This is a genomic window from Prevotella sp. C561, from assembly GCF_000224595.1.
Classification (GTDB): Bacteria; Bacteroidota; Bacteroidia; order Bacteroidales; family Bacteroidaceae; genus Prevotella; species Prevotella jejuni.
The window spans coordinates 13,850-39,275 of sequence record NZ_JH114160.1 but is presented as its reverse complement, the minus strand read 5'-3'; the positions used below and the strand labels follow the sequence as shown (position 1 = coordinate 39,275).

Sequence of the window (25,426 nt, the reverse complement as noted above, 5' to 3'; positions counted from 1 at the left end):
TCATACAGAGATACGGGGAAAATCCCTTTCTTAATGATTGGACATAAGTGCTATTACAAGGAAAGCGACATCACGGAATTACTGAACGCAAAAAGTGAATGAACTATGACAGAGAACGAAATCATTACACAGCAAGACCCTCAGATGCAGTTGTTTGCACAACTGATGGAGGGCACATTGAAGAAATTGGAGCGGTATTGCGCTACCGCCCGTCCGATGCTGAATGGTGAAGTTTACCTTTCGGGTGAGGAGGTTTGCAGCCAATTACGGCTCAGCACACGCACGCTCCAAGAGTACAGAAATGCAGGAACGCTTCCTTTCTACAAAATCGGAGGGAAGATACTATACAAGCAGAGCGACATACAGACAATGCTTGAAAGGCATTATAATCCAATACCGCAAACAGGTAGGTTATGAGTTAAGTTAAGAAATCAGTCGCGACTTAAGTCAAATGGTCAGTTATGACTTTGGTCAAAAAAACAGTTTCGACCTAAGTCAAAATTAACTTTAGTCAAAAATATGTCAGCTCATAAAGTCAGTAAGTCAAGAAATTAGTCTAAACTTATCTCTTGACTTACTTCTTGAACTTTGAACTCTCGTCTATCAAAAGCACCCCAGAAAGGTTACTTTATGGAACATAACAAACTATCTCTTTCTTTATACTGGCAAGGTGTGTCTTTGTACCACAAATTGTCATTTGTACCACAAAGACCCTTGCCCCGAAAGGGGATTAAATCACTCCAAAGTCGTGATTAGAAAACATAGAAACGATGAAAAGAAAGAACATAAACAAGCCTGATGGCAGATGTTCCACCAACCCCAAATGGGACAGATGGCACATCAGAATACCCAATCCTCACGACCAGCAGAAAGTTATTGAGCTATATCAAAAGTCGGGAGCAAAAACCAAGAGCGATTATCTAAGGGCAAGATTACTTGGAGAACCATTCAAAGTTATCACAGAAAACAAGTCGGATGAGAAATACTTGCGTGATCTCTCTAACATAATATCTCAAATTCACAAGATTGGTTTTTTCTATAACGAAGCAGTCAAGACCCTAAACAGTTATCACTCTGCCGCTACTGCAAAAAGAATGCTCTGCAAACTCGAAGCCTATTCTGAAGCTATTATTAAACTGCAAGTGCAAGCGATAAAACTAACGGAGGAGTATTCTAATACGGAGTAGATAGAACTGTTGGGTAAATCATAATTTAACGTGAGTTCGACGGATTAAAACATCTGATTTTGTCGAACTCACGTTAAGTTACAATTTGTTTTCTGTTTAATACAGATAAAAGATGGATAGAGGATAAGTAGTATTGCTGTTTTTACTTACCCTCTATCTTTATAACAACAGTTCTTACATTTAGTTCTTACTAGGTCGTCCGCCCAAGACTAATCCAAGAGTTAATCCATATGTGTTAAATCCCTTACGAGTTACCATGACATGTGAATTTATTCTAAGCATATGCCATAATTCCACACCAATTTTTGGCATGATAACAGGAGACGTTGCATTTATATCCATGAACTTATCTCCAACAACTTGATTAAATCCAACACCTAAAGCAACGCTAATGAAAGGATTCACTTTTTGTCCTTGCCGAAAGTTGTAACCACCATTAGCGGCCAAAACCATAGTTCTATTAGACTGCCAATTATCACTATTTTTATCATGCCAGAAATCACGTCGTGCTCCATCTGTTTGCAGTAAAAGGCCACAGTCCCAAGGTGTATCCTTGATGTTATATCGAAGATTTACTGCTAATGATGGGCCAACTAATTTCTTCCCACCATGATACTGATCAAGAGGCAAAGTAACACCAAAATCAAATTCAGTTTCAAAACATTTGACAGGTATCTTTTGTGCGTTACACACTAGAGATAGCATTGTCATAATCGAAAAGACAATATATCTTAGCATAATTATCAATATTTATAGAAACGGACTCCACGCCACTGACGGTCATAATAAGCAGCACCAAACACATCCAGTTTTTTTATATCAAACTCGGAAGGAAGGAAACCAGAAACGCCTCCAACATTACTAAACGAAAATCCGAATGATCTATCAAAGATTACCGATCTTGATTTACAATTAGTATATTCTTTCACTCCGGTAATATACGGATGTTCCTTATTAAACTCAATATTTGTGTTACCCCATACTAAGTAAGCCATCATAGGATCTGTTGATGTAATTCTTTTCTTTACTGGAGAATAGATATACTTGTTCTCCAATGATTTTAGTTGAGAATAAACAGCCTTAGCTGGTGCTTCATAAAGTTTGTTGCCTATCTTCTCACGCCAATCAGTATTTCCAATCTTAATTTCGGGAATCAAGCATATTATATCGTCTGTCCAATCTTTTATGAACTTCAATTTATGATAGTTGCCATAGAAAAAATTTGACTGAATATTATTTATTGCACCCGTAAAAGTATTCCAATTCGTATTCATTGTAGGATTAATGGTAGAATAGTTTCTTGGATTGTTGTATTTCATAACTCCATCTAAACCATTAAATCCAATTACAATCTTGGAAGCTTTTTTCTCCTTTCCAATATGGGATGCCTAAGAATTTTTTCCTTTTCTGCATATTTACTTTTATACCAGCACTAGCATAAAATCCATAGTTCACATCAAACACTTCCATCTGAACACGATGTTTTTTAGAGAAGTAGTTTTCGCGAGACACATCCTTGCCCCTGAGCCAATCGAAAAACTTTTGTACCACGCTATGATTCTTCCATAAATATGAGTTCGTATTATAACCCACGTGAAAAGCATTCTCTGTATATGTGTCATTAGATGCTGCTCGAGTTAGAGTTGCTGTTATTGGTTCGTCTACAGCCTCAAATTCAGAATATTGAATACTTTTATCAGAGAATGTTCTTGTGAAAGTAACATTCTCATCAAGAGCGACAGAAGCTCCTGGATTTACTTTAAGCTTAAGTTCAGGATTAAATGTTCTGATAGATTCATCAAGCAGCTTCTCTTTCTTGACATCAATGGAGAATGTCCCCTGATCTGTGATTTTATAAAGTCTACCTTCCACGCATACACGAAGAGTTGTGTCAACCATATGCGTCATAATATCATCAAAGAGCAAATTTTCCGCCTTCATAACATTATATTCGTCTTCGGTCATCTCTTCCAACTCATTCAGTCCTTCTAGATCCTCATAGAATATGCTGTTGTCTTTTCTGTCAATACTAACTTCAGAGTTCGCGCGTGTTTTATGGCGACCATTAGCAAGACGTTCACTCAAATCTGCTACAGATTCAAAATGACCCCCACCTGTTGCTCTTGTGTTAGGTAAAACTTTGTGGTATGCGGAGGCTTTCGTATTGTCTTCTGAATATTGCTCCACGAAATTTTGAAGACTCTGGATTGTAGGAAACACCAAGTACCCTTCGTTTGAAACCGAAACTGACGAACTCGCTAATTGGTTAACTGCATGTGCTGGTGTAACATCCTGACTAAGGTCATCTGACGAACAAGCTGTAATGAGACTTGCAGTCAACAAAAAGAATGCTAATTTTTCATGTTGAGTTTTATTTAGAATTAAACAATTTAGAGCATACCAAAAGTATATAACATATACTATTTCTGCAAGTTGAAATGTCATGAAACGGAAATAAATGTCAGCGAGACGGAAAAATTAGTGTTCTAACTTATACATTCCCAATAATTGGCAAGTTCCACTACAAGCTTTTTTTAAAAGGGGCTCGTGAATTTGCACTTGCTTGTTGAGTCTACCTTTAATTTTTGCGCACTGTCGGTCTGCTCTATCTTGTAATTCTCAATTAATTCTCGTTTCTTTTCCTTTTTTTGTTCTTTTCTAGCCTTTATGATTTCTCCAATATTAATTTGATAAGGTTTCGTATCATACTCTCGTGTAAAAACGGGCGTTCCAGTTTTGGGGTCAGTGATGGATTCGAAGATATCCTCTTTGACTATCTCTTTAAAAGTACTACATGATGTCATTAAAAGCAAAGCAATCAATGAATTACAAGCATAAATATAAAAATGTGTGTTCTTTATTTTTTTCATAAGACAATAAATTATTTGCTAAGCCATTGCTTGAATTTGCAAGCCTTGTCCTTGCTTATTATTATATTGCTATCATTACATCCTTTAATCTTGACATGAAGTTTAGAACTGAAAAAGAATGAAATTTTTTCTAAGTAATTGATGTTTGCAATATATTGTCGATTAATGCGAAAAAAAACGTCAGGATTGAGAGTTTCTTCTAAATCAGACAGTTTGTCGCTCATGACATAGGTTTCGCCATCATGCTTATAAGCCACAACTTGACGTTTTCCACTATAAATGCAACTAATTTCGTCAGCCTTCAATGAAACTAGTTCATCCCCTTTTGTAACCAAAAAGCGTGAACGCCATATTTGCATGTCCCGTGCCACTACAGACAGTGCAGTAGGCGTAGTATCTTGATGTAATAGCATATTGATTTTATCCAAAGAGTTGAATAGCTCTTTACTATTCACAGGTTTAAGCAAATAATCTATGCCGTTTGATTTTATAGCATTCATAGCATATTCATCATATGTGGTTGTAAAAATGACAAAGGAAGTTGGCATGTTCAACTCAAAGGCTTCAAATACAGTGTATGCGCCAAGTCTTATGTCTGATATGATTAAATCATAATCGTGATCACTTGCAAGAAAGTTCTTGACCTCATCAGTTGTTTGAAATGGCCCCAGGATTGTAATGGAATCATCGTAGTCGTTTATCAATCTAATGAGGCGTTTTGCACTTAACGCCTCATCTTCTATAATAACAATTTTATTCATTTTTCAATAATTGGAATGTATACTTTAAATTCTGTGTTGCACTCCCTGATATCAATACCTGTTCCTGTCTCGAGGATGTATCTTTGTTGCAAATTTTGCAATCCAATACCCAAGGAAAAAGATATTCTCGCCACATCGTCTTTGCATGATTGCATGTTGTTTGACACTATTATTTTATCATCCTTGCGATCTATACATATAATCAATGGGCTTTCACGGGAAGCAAAATTATGTTTAATCGCATTTTCAACAAGGAGTTGTATGCTCATTGGCAACATATACTCATTACTATTTATAGGGAAATTAGCAATACGGAATACAACTGACTCCCCGAACCGCACATGCAAAATGTCAGTATAATTTCTTGCAAAAAGTATTGCTTCTGACAACGGGACGAGATCCATGTCAATTGTCTTCAATACATGTCTGTACACATTTGCAAGACGAAGCGTAAATTCTTCTGCCTTAGTCCCGTTTTCTCTTGTCAACTCAGTCAAGACACTCAGGCTATTGAATAGAAAATGTGGATTTAACTGAGCTTTGAGAGATTTTTTCTTAAACGATATATATTCATTGTAGTAACTTTCAACAATCTTTGTATAGTAATGATTCACGTTAATCAGTCCAATGAAAGATGCAATTAAGGCAAAGATATAAGAGTTTCCCCAACAATCATCATCAGGGGGATTGTTACAAATTACGTCCTCATAAATAAACTCACAAATCAAAGCGAGAATTATATTTATAAAGACTATATACCATGCCATTCCTGTTAATTGCTTATTTGTTATATGCTGACGTTTCTCAGACAGTTTAATAAGCTGATTACATATAAAAATGCTTGTCAAGGAGAATAATGAGCAATAAACAAAATCTTCAATAATTTCACTTGAATGGTTTAAAACACTCCGTGAAAAATCATCATAATCTCCAGCAAGCCATATCACATCATAAAGAAAAAATGTCATGATAGTGATTAGCAACCATTGTTTAATCTGATGTTTTGTTTTCATTTTTTGCTCTAAATTTATAACGAATTGTCAAAACACTCAATTTTATGATTAAATAAGTGCAGGAAGGTACTGACATACTTCGTTTTTAGACCTTTAAAGGAAACATACTTGATTCATACCCATAAGATACATGAGAGTTGGAATTTCACCCTGACGTCCTCGCAGGAAACAGACTTTAATATTTTATCTTCCATACCTACTTCTTATTTATCGACAATTAAGTCCTTGATATTCACGGATAGATATTCCGCTATTTTATTCAGCAAGTCTAAAGAGGGTTGTTTGCGATTGCTGCAATACGCATTGATTGTACTGAAACTCTTGCCAAGTTCCTTTGCCAATTGCGTTTGGGAAATTTCTTTTTCCACAAGCACAAGTTTTATTCTGTTCAGTTTCATCTTCCAAGCTTTTGATTTACAATTATCAAATGCAAAGATAACAATTATATTTCATCAAACCGCTTGTTTTACGATATATTTATAGATTTATTTTGTATATCTATCCTTTTGTAATTATTTGAAAAGTAAAAAGAATGGAACAACAAGCACTTTTTCTCTAATTCCTACTGCTTTTCATAAAGAAATCATTATCTTTGCAACATAGAATTAACGTGTTCTTTGAAGCATTGCAGAATAAAGAAAGGAAAAGAAACTCGCTCGTTTCTTAATCGTTCATCTTATTATATCATATATTCTGTTTCCTATTAGTAATCAGTCGATTACATTCACAGACACTACTTTTATGCGGAGATTTGCGATTTTCGTACAGCCAAGGACATCGGTATCGACAGACCAGAGAAGAATGAGATACTGCACAACATTCCGCCTACACCCGAGCAGGAAGTTTTTATCGGCAAACTGATGGAGTTTGCCAAGAGTGGCGATGCTACAATCTTAGGACGTGCACCTCTGAGTGAGAGTGAGGAAAGGGCAAAGATGCTTATTGCAACAGACTACGCGAGGAAGATGAGCCTTGATTTACGCATGATAGATGAAAATGGGTACTCAGATCATATCGACAACAAGGCAAGTCATTGTGCCAAGATGCTCAATGACTATTATCGAAAGTTCGACGCACAGAAAGGTACGCAGTTCGTTTTCTCTGATTTAGGTACTTATAAGCCCGGTGGAGACTTTAATGTCTATTCGGAAATCAAGCGTAAGCTGGTAGAAGACTATCATATCCCGTCCTACGAGATACGCTTCATTCAAGAATGCAAGAACGAGAAAGCCAAGAAAGCGATGGTAGATGCGATGAACCGTGGAGATATTCGTATTATTTTCGGCTCTACATCCATGTTGGGTACTGGTGTGAATGCTCAGCAACGTGCCGTTGCGGTCCATCATTTGGACACACCTTGGCGACCTTCAGACTTGGAGCAGCGCAACGGACGAGCCGTGCGCAAGGGAAATCTTATTGCCAAGGAGTTTGCGGACAACAAGGTCGATGTGATTATCTATGCCGTGGAACGTTCCTTGGATAGCTACAAGTTTAACCTGCTGCATAACAAGCAGCTTTTCATTAATCAGCTAAAGACGAACACGCTTGGCAGTCGTACCATCGATGAGGGTTCGATGGATGAGGACAGCGGCATGAACTTCTCAGAATACGTAGCAGTGCTTTCGGGTAATACCGACCTTTTAGAGAAAGCAAGATTGGATAAGAAGATTACCACCTTGGAATCAGAACGTAAGAACTTCCTTCGTGAGCGTGATGCCGCAACGGGCAAGTTGGCAGAGATTGAAAGTTCTGTATCCTTCCATACGGACAAAATCAAGGAGGCACAATCTGACCTCACTCTATTTGAGCAGCGTGTGGAGCGTGATGATGAAGGTACACCTATAAATAAACTGACAATCAAAGGTGTAGAAGACAGCACCGATATCAAGGCCATTGCTGCCCGTCTGCAGGAGATAGACGAAAAAGCACGCACCAAAGGCGAGTACAACAAAATCGGTGAAGTTTATGGTTTTTCCATAATGGTCAAGACAGAGAGTACTTCCAAGGACTTGTTCGACTGTTCGGTGAACCGCTTCTTTGTGAAAGGGCAGGAGAGTATCTACTATACCTATAATAACGGTAAGTTGGCAACAGACCCGAAACTTGCGTGTCAGAACTTCGTTAATGCCTTGGAGCGTATTCCAAAGGTAATAGAGTCGCATGAGAAGGAAATGGCAAAGGTTGTAGCCAATAAAGACGTTTACACCAACATTGCCAACAGTTCTTGGAAAAAAGAGGACGAGCTTCGCTCACTCAAAAGTGAAGCTGCTGAATTAGACAGAAAGATTGCGCTTACGCTTACACCGCCGGAGGAGAAAACAGAGGAAACAGAGAAAGAGAAAATGAAGCAAGTAGAGGGTCTGTCCAGCAACAATCATTCTGTCGGGAAAGGGAATGATAACCTTTCTGTTCAGGATGCAAAAGAGGAGAAACATTCGCAGAGTTTCAAACCGAAATGGCGGCATTATCCTTAACGTTATTCCTTAGTTCTCTCTATTAGATTTTGGCAAATAACGCTTGTTATTGCCAAAATCTAATAGATTACTTGTGTTGTTTACTATTTGCTTATCCTAAACCTTTCTTGAAGTTCGGATAGTGCATCTAACAGTTCTTCAAATGAAGGCTTTTTGCCATAAATCATTGATTCCATCATTGCCTGATAGTCTGATTTCCATTCTTCAAGAATATCTTTCCGGGGGACAATCCTGAGACGTTTGCGTACATCAGGAGTATAATCCACATCTTTCACTGAAGTATAAATTTCTCTATGATGACGAATAGATTCCCATAATGCATCATCTGCAATGGCTTTCTTTGCAAAATCTTTATTCATCATGACGTAAAGGTCATAAAGATGTCGGCTCTTGCGCTCTGCTATCATTCCGTGTCCGGGAATGGAGAAGAGTTCGTGAAGCAAAAACGCCTTTTCAAGGAATGTCTTTGCGGGAATAGCAGTATGAACGGCGCTGTCAGCCAATGGTGTAATCGGAAGATGCTCTCCAATAATACTTTTAATTTGTATTGATTCTGTCGGTTCAAGCAATGAACGTGCACTCACTTCCAATACAATATCAGGGCGGAGATATGTAAGCTCCTTGTCAAAAACTGATTTGTAGTGAAGATAAATCTGACGTGGCTCGGGATAGGTGGCGTCACCTTCGCCATTGGGTTGGGCATTAACTGTGACAAACGACAGCAAGCCTTGTCTTTTTAGTTCTTCACACATCATAGGGGTTAGTTCCTCTAAAACAAAAAGCGATGATGCCTTGCGCAATTTCTTGATTTGTTTTTTCGTGAGATCTCCTTCAGGAGCACCAAGAAAAACAGGATTGACAGCAACATCTATATCTTCCGAGAATCGTTCTATAAGTTTCCAACCTTTGCTCAGACTTGTGCCGCCTTTGAAAACAAGATGCTCTGCTATAGGAAGTGAAAAGATAGTTTGCAAGATTGCAGTTACCCAAAAATCTTTCTCTATCACTTGTGCGGGTAACCCGACTTTATCTGCAATTGATTCATAGACGCTTTTCCGTTGTGAGTCGGATAATCCAAGAAACCTATTCATATAGACCAACTATAAATTCCCTTACCTTTGAAGGCATCAGTTTGAGGTCTGCAACTTGAAGGTGAGGATTTTCGTTTAACTTCATTTTAATGGTAGCAACCTGCTCATCAGTCAGGTTCTCTACTTTCCAGTCTTTAAGGGCTGTTGTTAAGAGAAGGGCCAACTGGCTACGGATGGAGAAATATCTGGGAGAGACGCGCTTGAATTTTATGTTTTTCCCTTCGCCAAGATTTATAGTACGTGAGACGCCATCGGTTAAGTAAGCTATGTTCATCGGTATCTGTTGAGTCAGTCCTAACTGGTATTGGGCATAAAGCCCCGTTGGGACAATTCTTGCGCCATCCCTTTTTGCCATTGCTTTGGCAATATCCTCAAGCGATGGAGGAACCATACCCAGACCATATACTTTTTCCATTTTGGGATAGCAATAAATGCCACGTGCAACTCTAAGCATCTGTCCTTTTTCTACGAGACGTTCCAAAGCCTTATTAACGGCATCTCGATTGCCAAACGAAATAAAATCCCCCACAAAAAACACAGAACCACGTCCGCACTTCTTTGATTTTATAAGTATTTTACTTTCAATGCTTTTTGTCATAATTATAATTGTATTTTGTCGCGAAATAATGCATTATTCACGACAACAAAGGTACATATAAAATCTCATAATCAGCACAAAAAACAGAGAAAAGTACGAGCTTAACGAGCTATGCCAGTATTAATGTACGTATTTTCAATTTTGGGTTCTGCGGGATTTAGTGTGAATTAACATGCCGTATCCCGCATTAAGCGGCACGAAATTCGTATCTTTATAGTCTGTATGAAGAAATCAAGACCATCGGCAGAGGATATGGTACTGCCGAACGCTATCGGATAGCGATTCTATTCTTCTATGGTGATCTAGACATATGTTAACTCACACTAATTACAGTAGAACCCAATTTTGTAACCGTTATTTTGTAATGTAACTGCTTGCATTTACACAACAAAACAACAATAAAAACCAACAAATACGCATCACCAACTATCTCGCCTTCTCAGCATCTCGTCAATCTCTTCCCTGAGAAAAAGTAACCTGCCATTGGCTTTGAGATAAGGAATTTTTCCTGCCCACACCCAATTATAGATGGTCTTTTGTTCTACTTTGAGTATCTTGGATACATCTATGATATCCAGATATTCCGGTTTCAGGGGAGGATGGACGGTTGTGTCAACAGATTGATCCTGCAGGACAAGCAGGCGGTCGAGTTTATCCTCGACGCTTATCAGCTTGTCAAACAGGCGTTTTTGCCAAGTGTCTTCGGTTTTATAATCTATGTACGGCATAGTTCTCCTTTTTGATAGTTACCATTGGTATCTTGTGCCAAGATACGTTGTTCTTTCATATAGGCGATGTATTTCTTTGCAGTTCTGTCCTTGATTTCCATTTCTCGCATCAGTACCTCACAAAGTTCTTGGTAAGTGAGCTTGAAAGAATTTCGGAAGGCTTCTTTGACAACGGCAATGAGTTCTTCAGTCTTGCGCTTTTCCTTGTCCTCCTTTGACTTCTCACCACGATAAACGTGCATCTCCTCAGCCTTATCCCAGCCGAAAAGCATCATCGGTACGTCCAACGGACTTCCGTCACGGACTTTCAATGCTTTTACCACCGAGTATTCGGGATTATCATCTTTCTCTATGGAAAGAATTCCCGCTGCTTTGCGCTGCAATTCTGAGCCGATATGCCCACGGAGTTTAATACCATTCGGTACGAAGTGTAGCACACAGATGATACAGGTATTATAAATCCCCGCCAAGCGATAAAGCTCGTCCACAATGGCAATACTTTCCGTTTCATCGTTGGCAGAACGTATCAAGTCGGCTATTCCGTCAATCACCACGAGGTGGATACCTCCATGCCTGTGATGGAACAAGTCCATACTCTCACGGATAAGGTTCAGTCTGTCCTTACGAGACAGAGAGGCAAGGTACAGAGAATGGCAAAACTCCGGTACTGCCGTCAAAGAAGCCCTACGCAGTGTCTTACCCAAGTTCTTGTGCAGTTGTGCCTCGGACTGTTCCGTGTCATAGTGTAGGACCGCCAAGCCTTTGGGATTGGCGGTAATCTCCAATCCCAAGGTCTTCTCTATCGGCAATCGTTTTTCTCCCAACGCTCCGGCAAGGATGGCACCCACATAGTTGCTCTTGCCTGTCCCCTCACCTCCAGTAATGCAGAACAGGTTATCCTGTGTGCCGAGTGGCACACCGTTTACTGCTACTACTGATTTGGAAATGTCCGGTGGATTCTCATAATCAATCTCACAGGAACGTAACATCATCATGGTTTGGCTATATAGATCTGAGAACATCTTGGCAAGCAGCTCTTTCAGTTCCTTTGCCCCGTTGCCTAAGGCAAAGAAATCAGAAATGTCTTTTTCAGACTTTGTACCACTTAGCGGAAGTGAAAGGTTCAAGACCTTGTATTCCACCAGATGTTCAGACTGTTTATGTGCTTCCCGTACACCCGTTTCATCCGCATCATACAAGAGTATGATATGCCTAAAACGAAGCTGAAGACTCTCAATGATACTGGTCGATATCTGTGCCGTTTCACTGTTGAAGCAGATTGCATTGAAGCCGTGTGCATACAATGAGAGTACATCCTTTTCTCCACCTGTAATGAAAAGCATATCTCCTTTGGCAGGAATCTGCTCCATTCCGAAGCAATACGTGGCAGGCATCCGTCCACCATAAAGAAAGCGGATTTTTGGACTGTGAGGTCGGTATATCTTTACATAGCCGTTTCCGATATAGGCAAACATAGGTTCCGTAGGTGAGCTATAAAGTTCAAACTTCTTGCCTTCAGCAGATACACTTTCATAGCGCTTAAGACTCCGTACACGAAAGCGACGGAGTGTATCCTCATGGATGCCATAATGTGCCCAATAGTTCAGCAGACCATCGTCAAATGGCTGTATCTCAAAACTATATGGACGTTCTTCCGTACACTTGGTTATATCAGCCTTAGGAGTGGGAACAATAGTTTTTTTATATGCTGACGTGATATGGCTGCTATGCTTTTCACCATTACATAAAGAATACAATCCAAGTTCTTGTACAATCGTTTCCAATACTTCGGGAAAACTTGTTTTCAGGTTCAAATTACGGAGGGTTGCCACAAACCAGAAGCAATCCCCAGAATAGGTGGTATCTCCATGATCATAGAATTTGTAAGAAGAAGTTTTCCTGTCGTAGTAGATATGGCAGGAAGCCCGCCTATCGTCATAGAAAGGGCTTCGGAAGTTGCGATGAAGGTTTACCTCAAAGCCAAGGAAATGTGAAAACACATTCAGACCTCCTTGTGTAAGTAAAAGAATTTGTTCCTTTTCTATCATAATTGTCGGTTTTTAGGGTTAAGACATGAACTCATGATGAGATTGTCCTTGAAACGGTTGAGTCGCCCAAGAACCTCATCGTTTCTCATACCTGATACGCGGAGCCGGTTACATTTCGTGGCTATCACGATAGACTTGAAGAAGTAGCGCACATCGCCACCCTCCGTGTAGCGGTAACGCACTAGCTGCTTCTTGCGCCAGCGGTAAAGGGTGGACTCTGAAATATTCAGAGTCCCGATTAGGTCTTTCGTGGTCATCTCCAGCTCGTCGTCAATGTCTTGAATAAGACGGGAGGTGCGCTCAACATACTGCTCAATACGATTGAGCTTGTCTATCAGTTCTTGATAGGCTTGGCTTTCTACTGCTATTATTTCCATCAGCGTAATCGTTTGGTTTTAATTGTTACATGTTCTATTCCAAGTTCACTGACTAACTGTGAAAGTCTTCTGAATGCTTCCTCAGTAAAAACTTCCAGATGAATTTCTGCTATAGGTAAAGGACCGGGCTGCCCATTACGTGCAAGAAACTCAAATATTTTGGTAGACGGGATGCCCACCTTTGAAGCGTACATCAGAATTTGTTCAAGAGTCATTGCTGTCTTTCCTCTTTCCCAGCGCGAGATTCGACTCGAACTAACTTTCAGAATAACAGACAGATACTCCTGCGAATAACCATTTTCCACTCTTGCTGACTTCAGCATTTCCAATAACTTTTTCATACTTATAAAGTTACTAAAGCACCGTTACAAGAGCAACCCGCCACATGCAAATGTTTGCACACTATGCAATCCGTCTTGCAGACGGTGCAAGTTTGTTTGTTAGTAGCGGAATACACAGTGTACCAATAAATATAACGAACTAAATCTAAAACATTTTATTACTCTTATATCTTTGTATAATTATTATTGTTTTGTAAAACTCCAGTGCAAGGTGCAAGTCCCTTTATATATAAGGGCTTGCACCTTGCACTGGAAAATGTAGCAGTAAAATCTCTAAATATTTATGGCACAAAGATTTGGAGATATAAACAAAAAGATCTAACTTTGTACTCCGAAAATGAGAGTGGGCGTGCTTTCAACAGATAGTCAAAATAGCGGTCATAAACCAGTCAGTTTGCTGCTACATTTCTGCTACAGAGACTGTCAGTACAAAAAGGTAAATATTTAGCTAACAGCGATAAGGACATATCATGGATTAGTTCAGGCTGATACAGTATATTTCGTCTTTCCCATTTTAGCAAGTCCGACAAAGTGCATTGCCCCTTTACCTATGCTTCTAACACAAGCCATAAGTTGCTCACAAGTGAACCAACTATCGGTAATCACATACTTGGCATATAGTCCCATCTTCCATCCACGGCGAAGCATATCCATGGCGACTTCCAGCTTAGACATCTTACGCTCTTGAAAGCGTTTGTAATCAGGGTTGCCGGTATTCCTCTTGGTGTGATATGCCTTTCTGAGTTGCTGTTTTGTCAACCCACAGTCGCCTTGCTTCCCCTTTTCTTGATGTAGTGAAAAATCAAAGGGTATGGTTGTTTTGCCGTCAAAGAATGCACAAAGTAGCAGTTTGTAGCCCAATACGCACCTACCTTTTACATGGTCGAAAACACGACTGATACCCTCCATCCTCACGCCACTCTTCTCAAGCACGGTGTCATCTATAATGAAACATGTAGTGGTATTGGATTGAGGAACTTCGCTATACTTACGTAAAAGGCACATATAACGCAGTGCAAAGTGGTTCATCAAGCGTCTCCAATCCATCTGGGGGCGAATCATCATTCGATAGAAAAAGTTTTTACCATGATTTGAAAGCTCAAATCTAAACACTATTGTGTATCAGATAGTTGTGAACGCACGTGAACGATAAGAAGATGTATTGGGGCAGGATTGCCAAACAAAAATAGAAATCGATAACTCAGCTATTGGTGAGTCTTGTCGAATACCTTTTCTTTCAACTTTGGCAGATGCTCTATGATGTTCTCGTCTATTTCAATTGTATGTCTGCCAGTTGTGTTGCGCAGCGTCTTTTGAATGCTTGAAGGTTCGGTGTTGCTAAACCAGGCATAGAACAGATTGAGCGCAAACAGGGCTGTGGTTTTTGGATTTATCCCATATTGGTATGTTATATTCCAACAGAAGTTCTTCAGGTCAGCCTGCTTCAAGTCTTTCTTTTTGCCGATGGAGAGGACTTCCATTCGGGTTACACCATTGAGTTCAACAAGAAGTTTGACAGCTTCCTCTATCTGATACAGTTCCTCATCCGAGAAACCATGAGGCATGAGTGTATAACGAGTGTATTTGAGGATGGCTTCAAGTTTCCTTGCCTCGCGAGCGATCTTTGCTTCATTCATTTGCTTACGGTCAATTTGCACTTGGTTGATGAATACCTCCAATTCGTCATGTGCCTTCTGGATGTCACGCTTCAACTGCAACTTTGCCAATGCCTCAGGAGTAACAGATACTTCTTCCGGACTTTGTGATTTGACATTGCTATCAGTTTTGGGAGCGTCAACCACAGCTGGTGCTGCATTCTTTTGATTGTTGACAGTAGCAGTCTTCTCTTGCACCTTCTTCTGTATCTGGCCAAGGTTTTGAGCGATGTGTTCCTCCATCTCCTCGCGGTCTGCTATGCTGTTCCATTCTTTGCGATGAGACTTGAAGAAAGCATAGAGTCCCTTCTTGATGCCATGACAGACAAGCACAAACAGAGCGTAATAGCCAATAAATATCGGGATTGTGAGCAGGAAGCACATGAACTCCTTTTCTGCATCATTTCCCATAATACAATGAGCTGTCTTGAAAGCCGCTACGACGTAAGTGATGATGAGAATGCCAAGGAAACCCTTGTCAAAGTTTCGAGCCATCCCATCCTTTCGATGTGGTACAGGAAAAATGTCAATCTCCATACTTTTACAGTTCTTTGATTTGTTCTTGGGCAACTTCAATAGCTTGCGAACTGAGTTCTTGCTCGCCATCTACCGCATCAAGCACTTTGTCTGCCAACCAGAGGGTCAGCATTTCGTTCTCATCCTGATGGAAGTACTCTGCAAGTTTAGTAACTTGTCCACGTTTAGCACGCCGGTCGCCACGTTCAATCTTACTGAACATCGGGGTATCTATCTCCAATAGTGCAGCCAACTGGCGTTGCAGTACGCCATTCTCTTCTCTTAGTTCTCTAATCTTCTTTCCGAATAACATATCTCTACAAACTTATTTTTCTTTTGTGTCTATAATCTCCCAATGACCACCAAAGTCACCACCAATACGACGAATGAAACCTTCATTCTTCAATCGGTTAATATGCTTTTGAATAGTACTGGAGGCTACTCCAATAGCGTCAGAAAGCATTTTTCTTGTTATTTTAGGATTCTCTTTTATCAGTCGAAGCACTTCTGCAATGGTTGTATCAATATCTGTCTGACCACTTGTCTGACCACCTGTCTGACCCCCTGTCTGACCACCAGGTTCAGTAACGTCATCAGAACTAATATAAACGCCTTCTACACCGTCGACATTAAACTTCGGCAGTGTAAGAACGAAACAATCCCAAGGGGTAGAGAATGTGGGATCCATGCCTTCGGTGTAGCCATCATGCCCTTTGTATGCAGATACAATCTTTTTGAAGCCAGAACCACGACGCTCCATATACTTCAGGCGACTGAAGATGTCGGCAAGTACAGGATTGCGACGGCGAGATGCCATATTCATCACATCCATATCTTTGATAGAGCCTCCATCAAGGAGCCCGCCAGGAGAGAAGATTTCAAGCCGGTCATCATACATGTCAATGTGTACTTCACTGCCCAACTCAAGATAATTGCGATGAATTAGCGCGTTTACCAATCCTTCTTCCACGGCACGCTCTGGGTACTCTGGATATTCAAGACGATTATCAGCGGTCTTGCGCCATGCCTTCTTAGAGTTACGACGCACAAAGTCAAGTCCTGATTGCAAGAGTGTAACCAAGCTGCCAGTATATTCCTCATCGTCCAAAGCATCCATCACGCCATTAGCCTTATCCAGCCCATTCCAACGTGTGCAGAACAGACGAGAATGACGCACCGGAGAGTAGTCGGCAAGCAGGGCACCAGCATTAGTCAGATCGCCTTTCTCATTGACGATGCCAAAGGACTCATAGTCGTTATCTTCAAAAGAACGATTGGTACGTTTAAAATAAGTCGCGCGAAGTACGGTGAAGGCCATATCCTCAAATCTCCAACGAGACACAAGGCTGTCATACGACATGTTTGAATCCCTTAGTACAAGTTCTTTGTGTTTCGACATGCTTGCCACTACGCTTTCGTTGCCCACGCGAACGAACGCTTGCATTTGACCATCACCAATATAGTAATAAGGAGTCTGTGTCCCAGGCATAACATCCAATATCACAAAGTCTTTCCCTTCCGCATTGGCAAACGAAAGATTAAAATCAGGAATTGGATCAAGGTGGGTCTTGATGGCTTCACTGATCTTCTCAGCGTCGCCCTTTGCATCGGCAAGTCCAACTAACGTGTCATCATCCGCAATGCCCCATACAAGTTTACCGCCAATGCCATTAGCAAAGGCACTCACACTCTTACACCAGCTCTTGGCTTTCTTCACCTCCAAAGCCTGTTTCTTGTCATATTCTGTAGCTTCGCCTATCAACTGGCGAATATCAAGATTTTTAATCATATTATTCTTGTTTCTTCTTTAATTCAATTCTGTAGGACTCGACCTTCAATTTATTCAGCAGATCTTCTATATATATTGCTAGCGTCATATTATCGTTTGAGAAATTCTTTAAGAGAGATAGTAGCAATTTTTAACCCTTTTGCTTTAACCTGTAATCCATTGTCAGAGGTGAGTAAAATAGGATTCTCATCTTTGAACTTAAGAGCTACAGAAAGAATATTATTATCTGGGGATTTCTTATTAAAGTCGTTAGGCAATAATGATGAATCAGATAGTTCCATGGATACGTTCGGACAATCTAAAGACTTATTGATTTTACGTAATGCTTTTCCCACATTACGTTTACCTTCACTATCAAGTGTAATCTTAAGTTTATCCAACTCATCAATTACTTTTGCCGATAACACAACAGAATATTTTGAATCTATCTTAGAAATGATATCCGGATAATTAACAAAGACATTTGTATCAATGATATATATATTCTTTTTACTATCAGACCTGACAAATTTCTGTTTCGGTGTATCAAACTGCGACATATCGATTTTTCCTTTTATCTTAAGATTGAGATCCCCAACTTCAATAAACTTTTCTGTATAATCTCTATTTTGAGAAGGAACTGGAGTGAAATCACCCATAGATACTTTTTGTAAATATGTTGCTACAGTCCTGTCGCAGGTAGTGTTCAAAATAGATTTGTCAGAAACAATAATTGTCAGTTGTTTTGCTCGGCTAGTAGCTACATTAAATAGAGATTTCTCTAATGACATACTCATCATAGTATTGGGTATGTAATATAGACATATATCACACGTCATACCCTGAACTCTTTCAACTGTATCTATAAGCACGTTGTTAAGCCCACCGAATCTACTCACAAAACAATTTTGTAGCATTCTAACTGTTGTACGAAATTTCGATAGAACTGAAATGTAGATTTTTGGATGACAACTTAGAATCTCAGCTATTATATCAATTGCATATGAACAACAAGAACGATCAGCCTTTTCCCCGATAGGCATTTCTGTAAATATCAGAGAACAACCTCCATTCTGTGTGGCAAACGTTAACTTGTTGACATCAATCTGGTACTCAAAATCAGCAACGGACTTGATAGGGGTGTGGTAAAAGAGGCTTGTTAATGATGCGGCGTTTGGTAATAAGCGATGTGACTCTGTGAGGATATATGACTTAAAGTCAAAGTTGTCACACAGAGTTTGAAAACCATTGGCCAACATTCCGTAATCATTCCTAACCAGAGTTTCCTCACTTAATAGGATAATTGGCTGCATCTGGTTTTGGTCACCAATCCAAATGATTCTTTTTCCTAGATTTTTGCAAGCGGCAATCATTCCAAATAAGGCTTGGCTTGCTTCATCCATTATTACATAATCGAATGGCTGCTCTTCATAGCATATCTTTGCCCATCCACTTGCATTGTAGAAAGTTGATAGTGTTACACTTCCAGGCATACAAGTTATCTGTTTACTTTCTACTGGACATATGTTTTTGCAAGAAATGAGTTCGTCAGCAGATACGTTTGTTTTCTTTACTTTCTTCTGAATAAGAAACTCTTTTAGAGAATCCTTTTGAGCTAATTCAATCAAAGCACGATTTGTCAATGCTGTAACAAGAACACTTTTGTTCTCTGTTATTAGTCGTGCGACAATTGCAGCCATCAAGTGCGTTTTACCAGTACCTGGAGGTCCTTGAAAAACCAATTCGTTGTTTGAGTTGAGAAATGCAACAATTTTGTCAACCTGAGAACTATTAGAATTAATTCTCTCAGGATTCCATACTATATTTCTTTTGTCAAAATCTAATATTTCTTTTGCAGGATAATCTGGTGAAGTATTGCTGATAACAGTTATTAGGTTCTGATAATATTCCATTGGTGGCTCTTGGGGTCCCAAAATGATAACACAACCTTCTAGTCGATTATCTATAAGATATTGGGACATCTCTAAGGAAATACCAGAAAATCCACACAATAGGAATCCGTTATCATCGGTTTTTCCTTGCCACACACAATGGACTTCAGAAAATTCTACTTGGTGTGAACGAAGTTTTCCCCATGTAGTGTCACCCCAATTTTTAGGAAGGCACATATCCTTCTCTAAGATAACGGCTGTAAAATATTCATTCTTTCGAGGAATTCCTTTGTCTTTTTTGAAGCGAAGCATTAATTGGCCAGAGCCCAAAACATTTCTGTCTGCTCCTATATCGTTTTTTTTCAAGTCAAGTTTTACATATTGAGTAACATACACGTCATTGCTTGCTAACAAAGATATGGCTTTTGTATTCAGTAATTTCAAGTATGATTCAGAAATTGCTGTTAACTCTTTGTCTAAGAAGCGCTTATGGTTTTCTCTTGTATAATACATAGCTATTCCTATTAAAAATTAAATATATCATCATCTGAAAAGCCTAAATCAACGTACCCATCTTCCTTCTTCTCGTTTAAACCGAAAGATTGAATAGCATCTGACTGAGAGTATTTGGGATTTTCAATCACAAAGCAAGTATGTTTTGACCCCCTGAATTGATTAGAAAGATCAGCAATAAGTTTTGGACTTATAACATCTGTATCGAAAATGAGATTGACATCTGGATTATCCATAAAGATATCCTTGAATCTTAAGGAATGAATACATTTGTCAAATCCATAGTTAAGTAATAAGTTGTCAGGGTCTTCCATTATTTCTGTAAAGCCCCAAGGGTGCAGATACAATTTTCGTCCACGAGAACTAGTTATTGCAACTGTAATAGGTTTACCTTTATATTTAATAACTCCTTCTACTATTTGACTACTATCTTCTGGATCCCATTCAGAGCAATCATAATCATCCAAACAATCCAAATAATCTTTGGCCGCAAATCTAGCTTCAAGATTAATTTGTTTTCTGGTTTCTTGGTCAGTATTGTCTTTTTCAGTATACTTTCCGTGTCCTTCCACTTCGGGATCATCATAATTGTTTGAACTGTTATCTCTACGGGCTTCTTCAAGTAATCTTTCAAGTTCCGCAATGCGTTCATCCTTTTCTTGAACAATATCTGCCGAAACAAGAAATATCTTATTCCAGTCCTCTTTGGTGAAAGGACATCTTAACGTGGAATTGGAATAAACATCAGCTAAAGAAGAAGCAGGTTCTCTGTTTGCTGTTATATATATGTGTCTAGAGTTAGGGAAATACGTATATTCGCCAGTGTATCCTTTAAATAAATAGATGTTATTATAAATTCCTCTATATGGGAGTTCTCCTTCTATTATATATATCGATATTCTAGAATTCTGTTTCCAATCTAAATACAACTGATTTGACCATTCAGCTGCCTCACTGAAATCTTCTTCATTATATGAGCCAGTAAGTCGTAATGTTTTGTAGAGATTTGTCAGTATACTTACCTGATTTTCTGATTCTATTGGAAGCTGAAAAGAGTTCGCAACCCAATTAAAGAAGGATCTGATAATGTTAGTATCATTAAGATTCCATACATTCTCTAATTTGTCCTCCTTAAATGATTTTCGTCGTTGTATCTCTTTACTTTCGTTGTCATGCAATCCAAGTTGAATCAAAAATTGTTTCTTCTCTGGCGTATTTGCCCAACTTCCAATGAACGGAGGAACTTGTTCTGTAGGTAAGGTAAATTCATTACTATCAAAATATGTTCCAATTAATCTAGTGAAAGGATATTGAACTTCTCCATTGGCAATAACAGGACTTAACATGTCTGCGATATCTAGTGACATACCCTTTTCAAGTATTTTAATGAAAAGACCCTGGTTATTTGCACGAATGCATGATTTTAGCGTATTATCGAAATAACTGTAGCCATAACACCTTCTATACACAACAAGGAAACAGAATTGTTCTGCTGTGATTAATTGAGTTGATGCACTCAGTTCCTTATACAACTGATTTCGGACATCGGTCGGATTAACTTCTCTTTGAGCAAAGATTTTTTCATATCCATCAATACCAGAAAATTTTGAACTTACATTGCTCAGTATGGAAGACGACGAATATGATGGTAGTATTTGGGAAAGAGAGAAAGTATATATATTTGCTCCTATTCTTATAGAGAAATCATCCTTAAGGTTATATTCGGACAAGCTCTTACCATCAATTGTTACTATTGAGCGCGCATGACTAATAGCTGTATCGTTGGATAAAGCCATCCTCATCCATCTATATTCGAAAGATTCTTTGTTATACTCAGACGTGCTTAAGAGTGGCAGGGCTTTTATGCTCGATGCATATGCCGCCTGAGTATTCAGGTCAGATTGTTCGACAATGTGAAGTAGACTTGCCGTAGGTATATTGCTTTTTGAAAACAGGGATGTTGTAAACCCTGGTCTCCAATATGACAGGAATGTTTTATGTATCTCTGAAATATCCGTGATATCTATCAAATCATCTATACATGGTTCGATAATACTAGAATAAATATCTGTCGATGCAACAAGATACTTAGTTATAAAATCATTACTCTCTTCTTGTTTTAGCATATGATCAAATAGCCAAACTGGACAATTGGAATTATATGCAAACATTGAAGACAATGGACTGTAGCTGCCATTTTGATTCTTAAATATTTCCCATTTCTTAAGAGTTTCAGCTCCGATGTTTTCAAATTTTGAAACGTTGACAAACAATTGTAATCTCTCATTATATGTGAGTAGATCCAATGATTCTTCTTTTATCTTTTCAAAAATTGATTTCTCATCTTGGCTATCAATAAACGATGATAAAGGATGATCTTCAATAGAATGATTAGAACATTTAAACCCAAGTTTTGATAATATTGGTTTGATTGTAGAAATTTTCTCCGTTGAAATCAAAAGTTTATCTTCTACATTAATCTCACTAGTTGTTTTCCATTCTTCTCCAAACATAAATGTAGGAACGAGTGGAATTAGAGACTGGGCCTTTTTTCTTTTGCCAGCCATTCGTAGAAAGATGTACGTAATTCATCACTAGATTCAATTATCCATTTCTTAAGAATATCAAGATTATTCTCCAGTATAGAGATGATTGCCTCTGTGGTAATCTTTTCTATGCCAAAAATATCTTTAGACAATGAACTTGAATCAATGGACTCATGAGGTAAATGCTTTGTGGTGCCAATGAGTCTATAGAAAGAGGATGCACCGATTGCAGCAGATAGACCTGAAGCATCAAATATAATGTTATCTGGTCCTACGCTTTCGCTAATATCATTAAGGATAAATGGTATGCTTGTTAGAGCATCCTTATATCCACGGTTAAATGAATCTACCAAAGCAGCTGTATCCTGACTAGAGTAAGATAGTTCCTTTGTTGGCAGTAGATTAAGATAATTTGTATTGAGTTCTGAAGCATAGTTTGCGACCATGCTTACTATTTCCTTTCCTATTGAATAAAATAAGAAATAATTCCATGGATTTTCGCTTTGGATTCCTTCTCTGTCTGACTTGGGAATAAAATCAGCATTCAAATAGAAAGGGAATTTAAATCTATGCTCATTCATCGGAAGATAAGCATATAATGATAACTCATCTTTTCCAATAGGCATGACATGCCCCTCTTCATTAAGCCTGATGGCGAATGAGATAGCGGTTTCTGTAGCCGATGCAATACGGTCAGGAATACCAGTAACTTCTGTAAGCTCATTGCCGTCTTGATCAAGCTTGATAAAATAATTTTCGTTTTCTCCTCTATTGTTAATCCTTTCCTTTCTCTTGATTTGAATACCGGCTTTTCTGAATTCGTCGTCATTCACGAAAATATTGTCCGAAGAGAAAATACAGAAATCTTCAGATAGATGATCCTCATTGAAAGAATTTACTAGTGAAACTGTATTATTCTTTCTGTCTATGTTTTTTGAATAGTCAAACATTTATCTTGATCTATTAATTGCACTCGATTAGTATTCCTAAGGAATAACATAAATCTGGGCTCAGAAAACACCTCTTTAATTGCATCGTTATATTCAGAAAGAGTTTCTTCGTCCATTTTTAGGGCAATGGCAACATTCTCCTTTTGATTGAAAATGGAACCAGAGGGGGCAATTCTCAATGATTCATACCATATTGGTAATAATTGCCATGGAATATCTTTTACACCATTGAATTCTCTTTGATATTTGGCATATTTATGGAGAAATTCCTTTTGCTTCTCTACATCCTCCTCTATGTCGTTGACATGGAAGTAAAAGGCTTTGAAATCGTTATAGACTGGTAAACTCTTGTCGAATGAGAAATTGTAACCAGCACTTTTTATTAATACAGACTCAGAATTCGTAAATACCGACTTAAAACCAATACCTTTGTATCCTGTTTTCTTCTTATTTGCACTCTTAGTACTTTTAGCTGCTGATGTAATTGATTCAAAATCATGTTTATTGAAAGCAAATCCGTCGTGGGTTAGTACGAAATAATTATCGCTCAGTTGTAACTTTACTTTAACGCCATTTTCAGGAGCAGCATCATCTGCATTTTGAAGAAGTTCGAAAAACATTCTTTTTTTGCTGGTATAGAGATTTTGGCCGACTTCTTCAAGCAAGTTGGCTACACTAGTGTTGGTATTAGGACTGGTATGTTGTTTAAAGGAAAGGGAAACAGACTCCTTATATGGGTTTTCAACTTCTTTGATTTTATTAGATAGCACACAGAACATATAAGGCGAGCCCTGCTCTAAACGGTATTCTTTGCGTGGCATGTCAATCTCAACCTCATAGTAATTGCCTGGAACAAAGAAGTTACGCAACCTGTTATCTACAACAACTATAAGACATTTTCCATTAATCGGGTCTAAGAGTAACTTACCATTGTTTTCTTCATTGGTTTCACCTGTGGACATTAAATCAGTGATAAAATATTTGGAATTAATCTCTATAACCTTACCAACAAATTGATTAGTAGTTAATCCCATTGTAGTCAACAGATCAGTAAGGCTAAGTTCATAGAGATTCTCGTCATATTTATCTTCGACAAAAAAACTTTCTACTAAAGAGCAGTTCTCCGTTGTCTTCACCCATATATGCCACACGAATATGCTCTCCAGGAAACACTTCATCGCTAGCACGGACAACTTTATTAGGCGATAGCTCATCTCTATCTATATTACTAAGTATACCTGTATTACCAATGTCTACAACAGCCATTTTGTTGTTAACGCTTTTTACTATAGCATCAACAATATCGCCTTTATTTAGTTGTGAACGCAGCCAATAAACTTTAGCTTTCTTTTCCTCGGCTTCGATGGGACGCATATCAAAAACAACTGCCCTTGATTTTTCATTGTATTTTAGATACACAAATTCAAGCTCCTCATCGATGGCTATTTCATTGTTTACCAACCTTGTTTTATAAGGTTCAACAAAACGTTTAGAAGGTACAACAACCCTTACCAATCCATCTGCTTCAACAACTGCAGATATAGAATTCTCGTTTTGTATAATACCTTTGAACAAACCTTTTATTCGCTCATTCTCATTATGCGTTCTTGCATAATAATCATGCAACGCCAATACACTCATAGATATTTTGTTACGATGCTTCTCAGCGTCGTAGTTGTTGTCTATTACAACACAAGTAATTTCTTCACCTTCTGTATACTCTATTTTGGGAAGTTCACTTATATGAACAAGCGCTGTGCTATCTCCTAAGTTTTCTATAAGACCAAAACTTTCAATGGACTTTATGGTAACCTTATAAATAGTACCTTTTTCTACTGTTCGTGGGTTAGGTAGAAGGTCTTTTCGACTAAGATTTAACTTTCCATCAGGTAATTCTTTGATGACTTTAACATCAAGATAGTCACCTACAGATAATTTAGAAAGAATAACAGACTGATTTGACCAAGCTATATCATGAAGCCTAATCAATCCGTCAACGCCATTGGGCATTCTTGCAAACGCTCCAAACTCTTGCTTGATGCTGGTAATTCTTACGCGAATAATATCGCCGACTATAGGATTATTATATGTTGTCATA

At 38.6% G+C, this 25,426-nt stretch carries 24 protein-coding genes and 2 pseudogenes; 4 read left to right on the top strand and 22 right to left on the bottom strand.

Annotated elements, in window-relative coordinates:
• The 3 genes and pseudogenes from HMPREF0666_RS16965 to HMPREF0666_RS15145 form a co-directional block, all read left to right on the top strand.
• A pseudogene (locus HMPREF0666_RS16965) lies at positions 1-102 on the top strand (DNA-binding protein); the annotation flags it as partial.
• 3 nt (positions 103-105) lie between these two features.
• Positions 106-417 carry a helix-turn-helix domain-containing protein gene (locus tag HMPREF0666_RS15150; protein WP_009013256.1) on the top strand — a complete coding sequence of 104 codons (312 nt, stop codon included), beginning with the start codon at positions 106-108 and terminating at the stop codon, positions 415-417.
• A gap of 353 nt (positions 418-770) precedes the next feature.
• The gene (locus HMPREF0666_RS15145) at positions 771-1,187 is read left to right on the top strand and encodes a hypothetical protein (RefSeq protein ID WP_006045128.1); all 417 of its coding nucleotides are present in this window, start codon (positions 771-773) and stop codon (positions 1,185-1,187) included.
• Positions 1,188-1,367: 180 nt separating this feature from the next.
• Here the strand turns inward: HMPREF0666_RS15145 and HMPREF0666_RS15140 are convergent, their stop codons facing one another.
• The 7 genes from HMPREF0666_RS15140 to HMPREF0666_RS15115 form a co-directional block, all read right to left on the bottom strand.
• A complete protein-coding gene (locus tag HMPREF0666_RS15140; protein ID WP_009013255.1) occupies positions 1,368-1,925 on the bottom strand; it encodes a hypothetical protein in 558 nt (185 codons plus the stop codon).
• A gap of 5 nt (positions 1,926-1,930) precedes the next feature.
• Positions 1,931-2,506 carry a hypothetical protein gene (locus HMPREF0666_RS18315; protein WP_232214139.1) on the bottom strand — a complete coding sequence of 192 codons (576 nt, stop codon included), beginning with the start codon at positions 2,504-2,506 and terminating at the stop codon, positions 1,931-1,933.
• A gap of 16 nt (positions 2,507-2,522) precedes the next feature.
• Positions 2,523-3,632, bottom strand: coding sequence for a hypothetical protein (locus tag HMPREF0666_RS18310; protein ID WP_232214138.1), 1,110 nt, complete (start codon positions 3,630-3,632; stop codon positions 2,523-2,525).
• Positions 3,633-3,721: 89 nt separating this feature from the next.
• The gene (locus tag HMPREF0666_RS15130) at positions 3,722-4,057 is read right to left on the bottom strand and encodes a hypothetical protein (protein ID WP_009013252.1); all 336 of its coding nucleotides are present in this window, start codon (positions 4,055-4,057) and stop codon (positions 3,722-3,724) included.
• 11 nt (positions 4,058-4,068) lie between these two features.
• Entirely contained in the window at positions 4,069-4,818 is a 750-nt protein-coding gene (locus tag HMPREF0666_RS15125; RefSeq protein ID WP_006045132.1) for a LytTR family DNA-binding domain-containing protein, read from the bottom strand.
• Entirely contained in the window at positions 4,815-5,831 is a 1,017-nt protein-coding gene (locus tag HMPREF0666_RS15120) for a sensor histidine kinase (protein WP_006045133.1), read from the bottom strand. Before HMPREF0666_RS15120 ends, HMPREF0666_RS15125 begins: the two co-directional genes overlap by 4 nt.
• Before the next feature lie 203 nt (positions 5,832-6,034).
• Positions 6,035-6,229 carry a helix-turn-helix transcriptional regulator gene (locus HMPREF0666_RS15115; protein WP_004351958.1) on the bottom strand — a complete coding sequence of 65 codons (195 nt, stop codon included), beginning with the start codon at positions 6,227-6,229 and terminating at the stop codon, positions 6,035-6,037.
• A 462-nt stretch (positions 6,230-6,691) separates the two neighbouring features.
• Between HMPREF0666_RS15115 and HMPREF0666_RS15110 the strand changes: the two genes are divergently transcribed.
• On the top strand, positions 6,692-8,305 hold the full coding sequence (locus HMPREF0666_RS15110) for a helicase C-terminal domain-containing protein (RefSeq protein ID WP_009013251.1): 1,614 nt from the start codon (positions 6,692-6,694) through the stop codon (positions 8,303-8,305).
• Positions 8,306-8,388: 83 nt separating this feature from the next.
• Here the strand turns inward: HMPREF0666_RS15110 and HMPREF0666_RS15105 are convergent, their stop codons facing one another.
• From HMPREF0666_RS15105 to HMPREF0666_RS18290, 15 genes and pseudogenes are all read right to left on the bottom strand, one after another.
• A complete protein-coding gene (locus tag HMPREF0666_RS15105) occupies positions 8,389-9,396 on the bottom strand; it encodes a nucleotidyl transferase AbiEii/AbiGii toxin family protein (protein WP_009013250.1) in 1,008 nt (335 codons plus the stop codon).
• Positions 9,389-9,994 carry a DUF6088 family protein gene (locus HMPREF0666_RS15100; RefSeq protein WP_009013249.1) on the bottom strand — a complete coding sequence of 202 codons (606 nt, stop codon included), beginning with the start codon at positions 9,992-9,994 and terminating at the stop codon, positions 9,389-9,391. Before HMPREF0666_RS15100 ends, HMPREF0666_RS15105 begins: the two co-directional genes overlap by 8 nt.
• A gap of 419 nt (positions 9,995-10,413) precedes the next feature.
• A complete protein-coding gene (locus HMPREF0666_RS15095) occupies positions 10,414-10,722 on the bottom strand; it encodes a helix-turn-helix domain-containing protein (RefSeq protein WP_009013248.1) in 309 nt (102 codons plus the stop codon).
• A complete protein-coding gene (locus tag HMPREF0666_RS15090) occupies positions 10,710-12,770 on the bottom strand; it encodes a bifunctional DNA primase/helicase (protein WP_009013247.1) in 2,061 nt (686 codons plus the stop codon). The genes HMPREF0666_RS15095 and HMPREF0666_RS15090 overlap by 13 nt, the downstream gene beginning before the upstream one ends.
• Positions 12,767-13,147 carry a hypothetical protein gene (locus HMPREF0666_RS15085; protein WP_009013246.1) on the bottom strand — a complete coding sequence of 127 codons (381 nt, stop codon included), beginning with the start codon at positions 13,145-13,147 and terminating at the stop codon, positions 12,767-12,769. The genes HMPREF0666_RS15090 and HMPREF0666_RS15085 overlap by 4 nt, the downstream gene beginning before the upstream one ends.
• Positions 13,147-13,488: a helix-turn-helix transcriptional regulator gene (locus tag HMPREF0666_RS15080; protein ID WP_042856491.1), complete on the bottom strand. Its 342-nt coding sequence runs from the start codon at positions 13,486-13,488 to the stop codon at positions 13,147-13,149. Before HMPREF0666_RS15080 ends, HMPREF0666_RS15085 begins: the two co-directional genes overlap by 1 nt.
• A 486-nt stretch (positions 13,489-13,974) precedes the next feature.
• Positions 13,975-14,592 (bottom strand): annotated as a pseudogene (locus HMPREF0666_RS15070) (transposase); the annotation flags it as partial.
• 101 nt (positions 14,593-14,693) lie between these two features.
• Positions 14,694-15,680, bottom strand: coding sequence for a hypothetical protein (locus HMPREF0666_RS15065; protein WP_009013243.1), 987 nt, complete (start codon positions 15,678-15,680; stop codon positions 14,694-14,696).
• A gap of 4 nt (positions 15,681-15,684) precedes the next feature.
• Positions 15,685-15,972: a helix-turn-helix domain-containing protein gene (locus HMPREF0666_RS15060; protein ID WP_009013242.1), complete on the bottom strand. Its 288-nt coding sequence runs from the start codon at positions 15,970-15,972 to the stop codon at positions 15,685-15,687.
• Between the two features lie 12 nt (positions 15,973-15,984).
• Positions 15,985-17,448 (bottom strand): ATP-binding protein, encoded by a 1,464-nt coding sequence (locus HMPREF0666_RS15055; protein ID WP_009013241.1) that lies wholly within the window; start codon positions 17,446-17,448, stop codon positions 15,985-15,987.
• A gap of 89 nt (positions 17,449-17,537) precedes the next feature.
• Positions 17,538-19,832: a PIN domain-containing protein gene (locus HMPREF0666_RS15050; protein WP_009013240.1), complete on the bottom strand. Its 2,295-nt coding sequence runs from the start codon at positions 19,830-19,832 to the stop codon at positions 17,538-17,540.
• An 11-nt stretch (positions 19,833-19,843) separates the two neighbouring features.
• Positions 19,844-22,399 (bottom strand): hypothetical protein, encoded by a 2,556-nt coding sequence (locus tag HMPREF0666_RS18305; protein ID WP_009013239.1) that lies wholly within the window; start codon positions 22,397-22,399, stop codon positions 19,844-19,846.
• A complete protein-coding gene (locus HMPREF0666_RS18300) occupies positions 22,366-23,328 on the bottom strand; it encodes a hypothetical protein (RefSeq protein ID WP_009013238.1) in 963 nt (320 codons plus the stop codon). The genes HMPREF0666_RS18305 and HMPREF0666_RS18300 overlap by 34 nt, the downstream gene beginning before the upstream one ends.
• Complete coding sequence (locus tag HMPREF0666_RS18295; RefSeq protein WP_232214137.1) at positions 23,304-24,464, bottom strand: ATP-binding protein; 1,161 nt, start codon at positions 24,462-24,464, stop codon at positions 23,304-23,306. Before HMPREF0666_RS18295 ends, HMPREF0666_RS18300 begins: the two co-directional genes overlap by 25 nt.
• Positions 24,412-25,425 carry a S1 RNA-binding domain-containing protein gene (locus HMPREF0666_RS18290; protein WP_009013236.1) on the bottom strand — a complete coding sequence of 338 codons (1,014 nt, stop codon included), beginning with the start codon at positions 25,423-25,425 and terminating at the stop codon, positions 24,412-24,414. Before HMPREF0666_RS18290 ends, HMPREF0666_RS18295 begins: the two co-directional genes overlap by 53 nt.
• Position 25,426 lies beyond the last annotated feature (1 nt).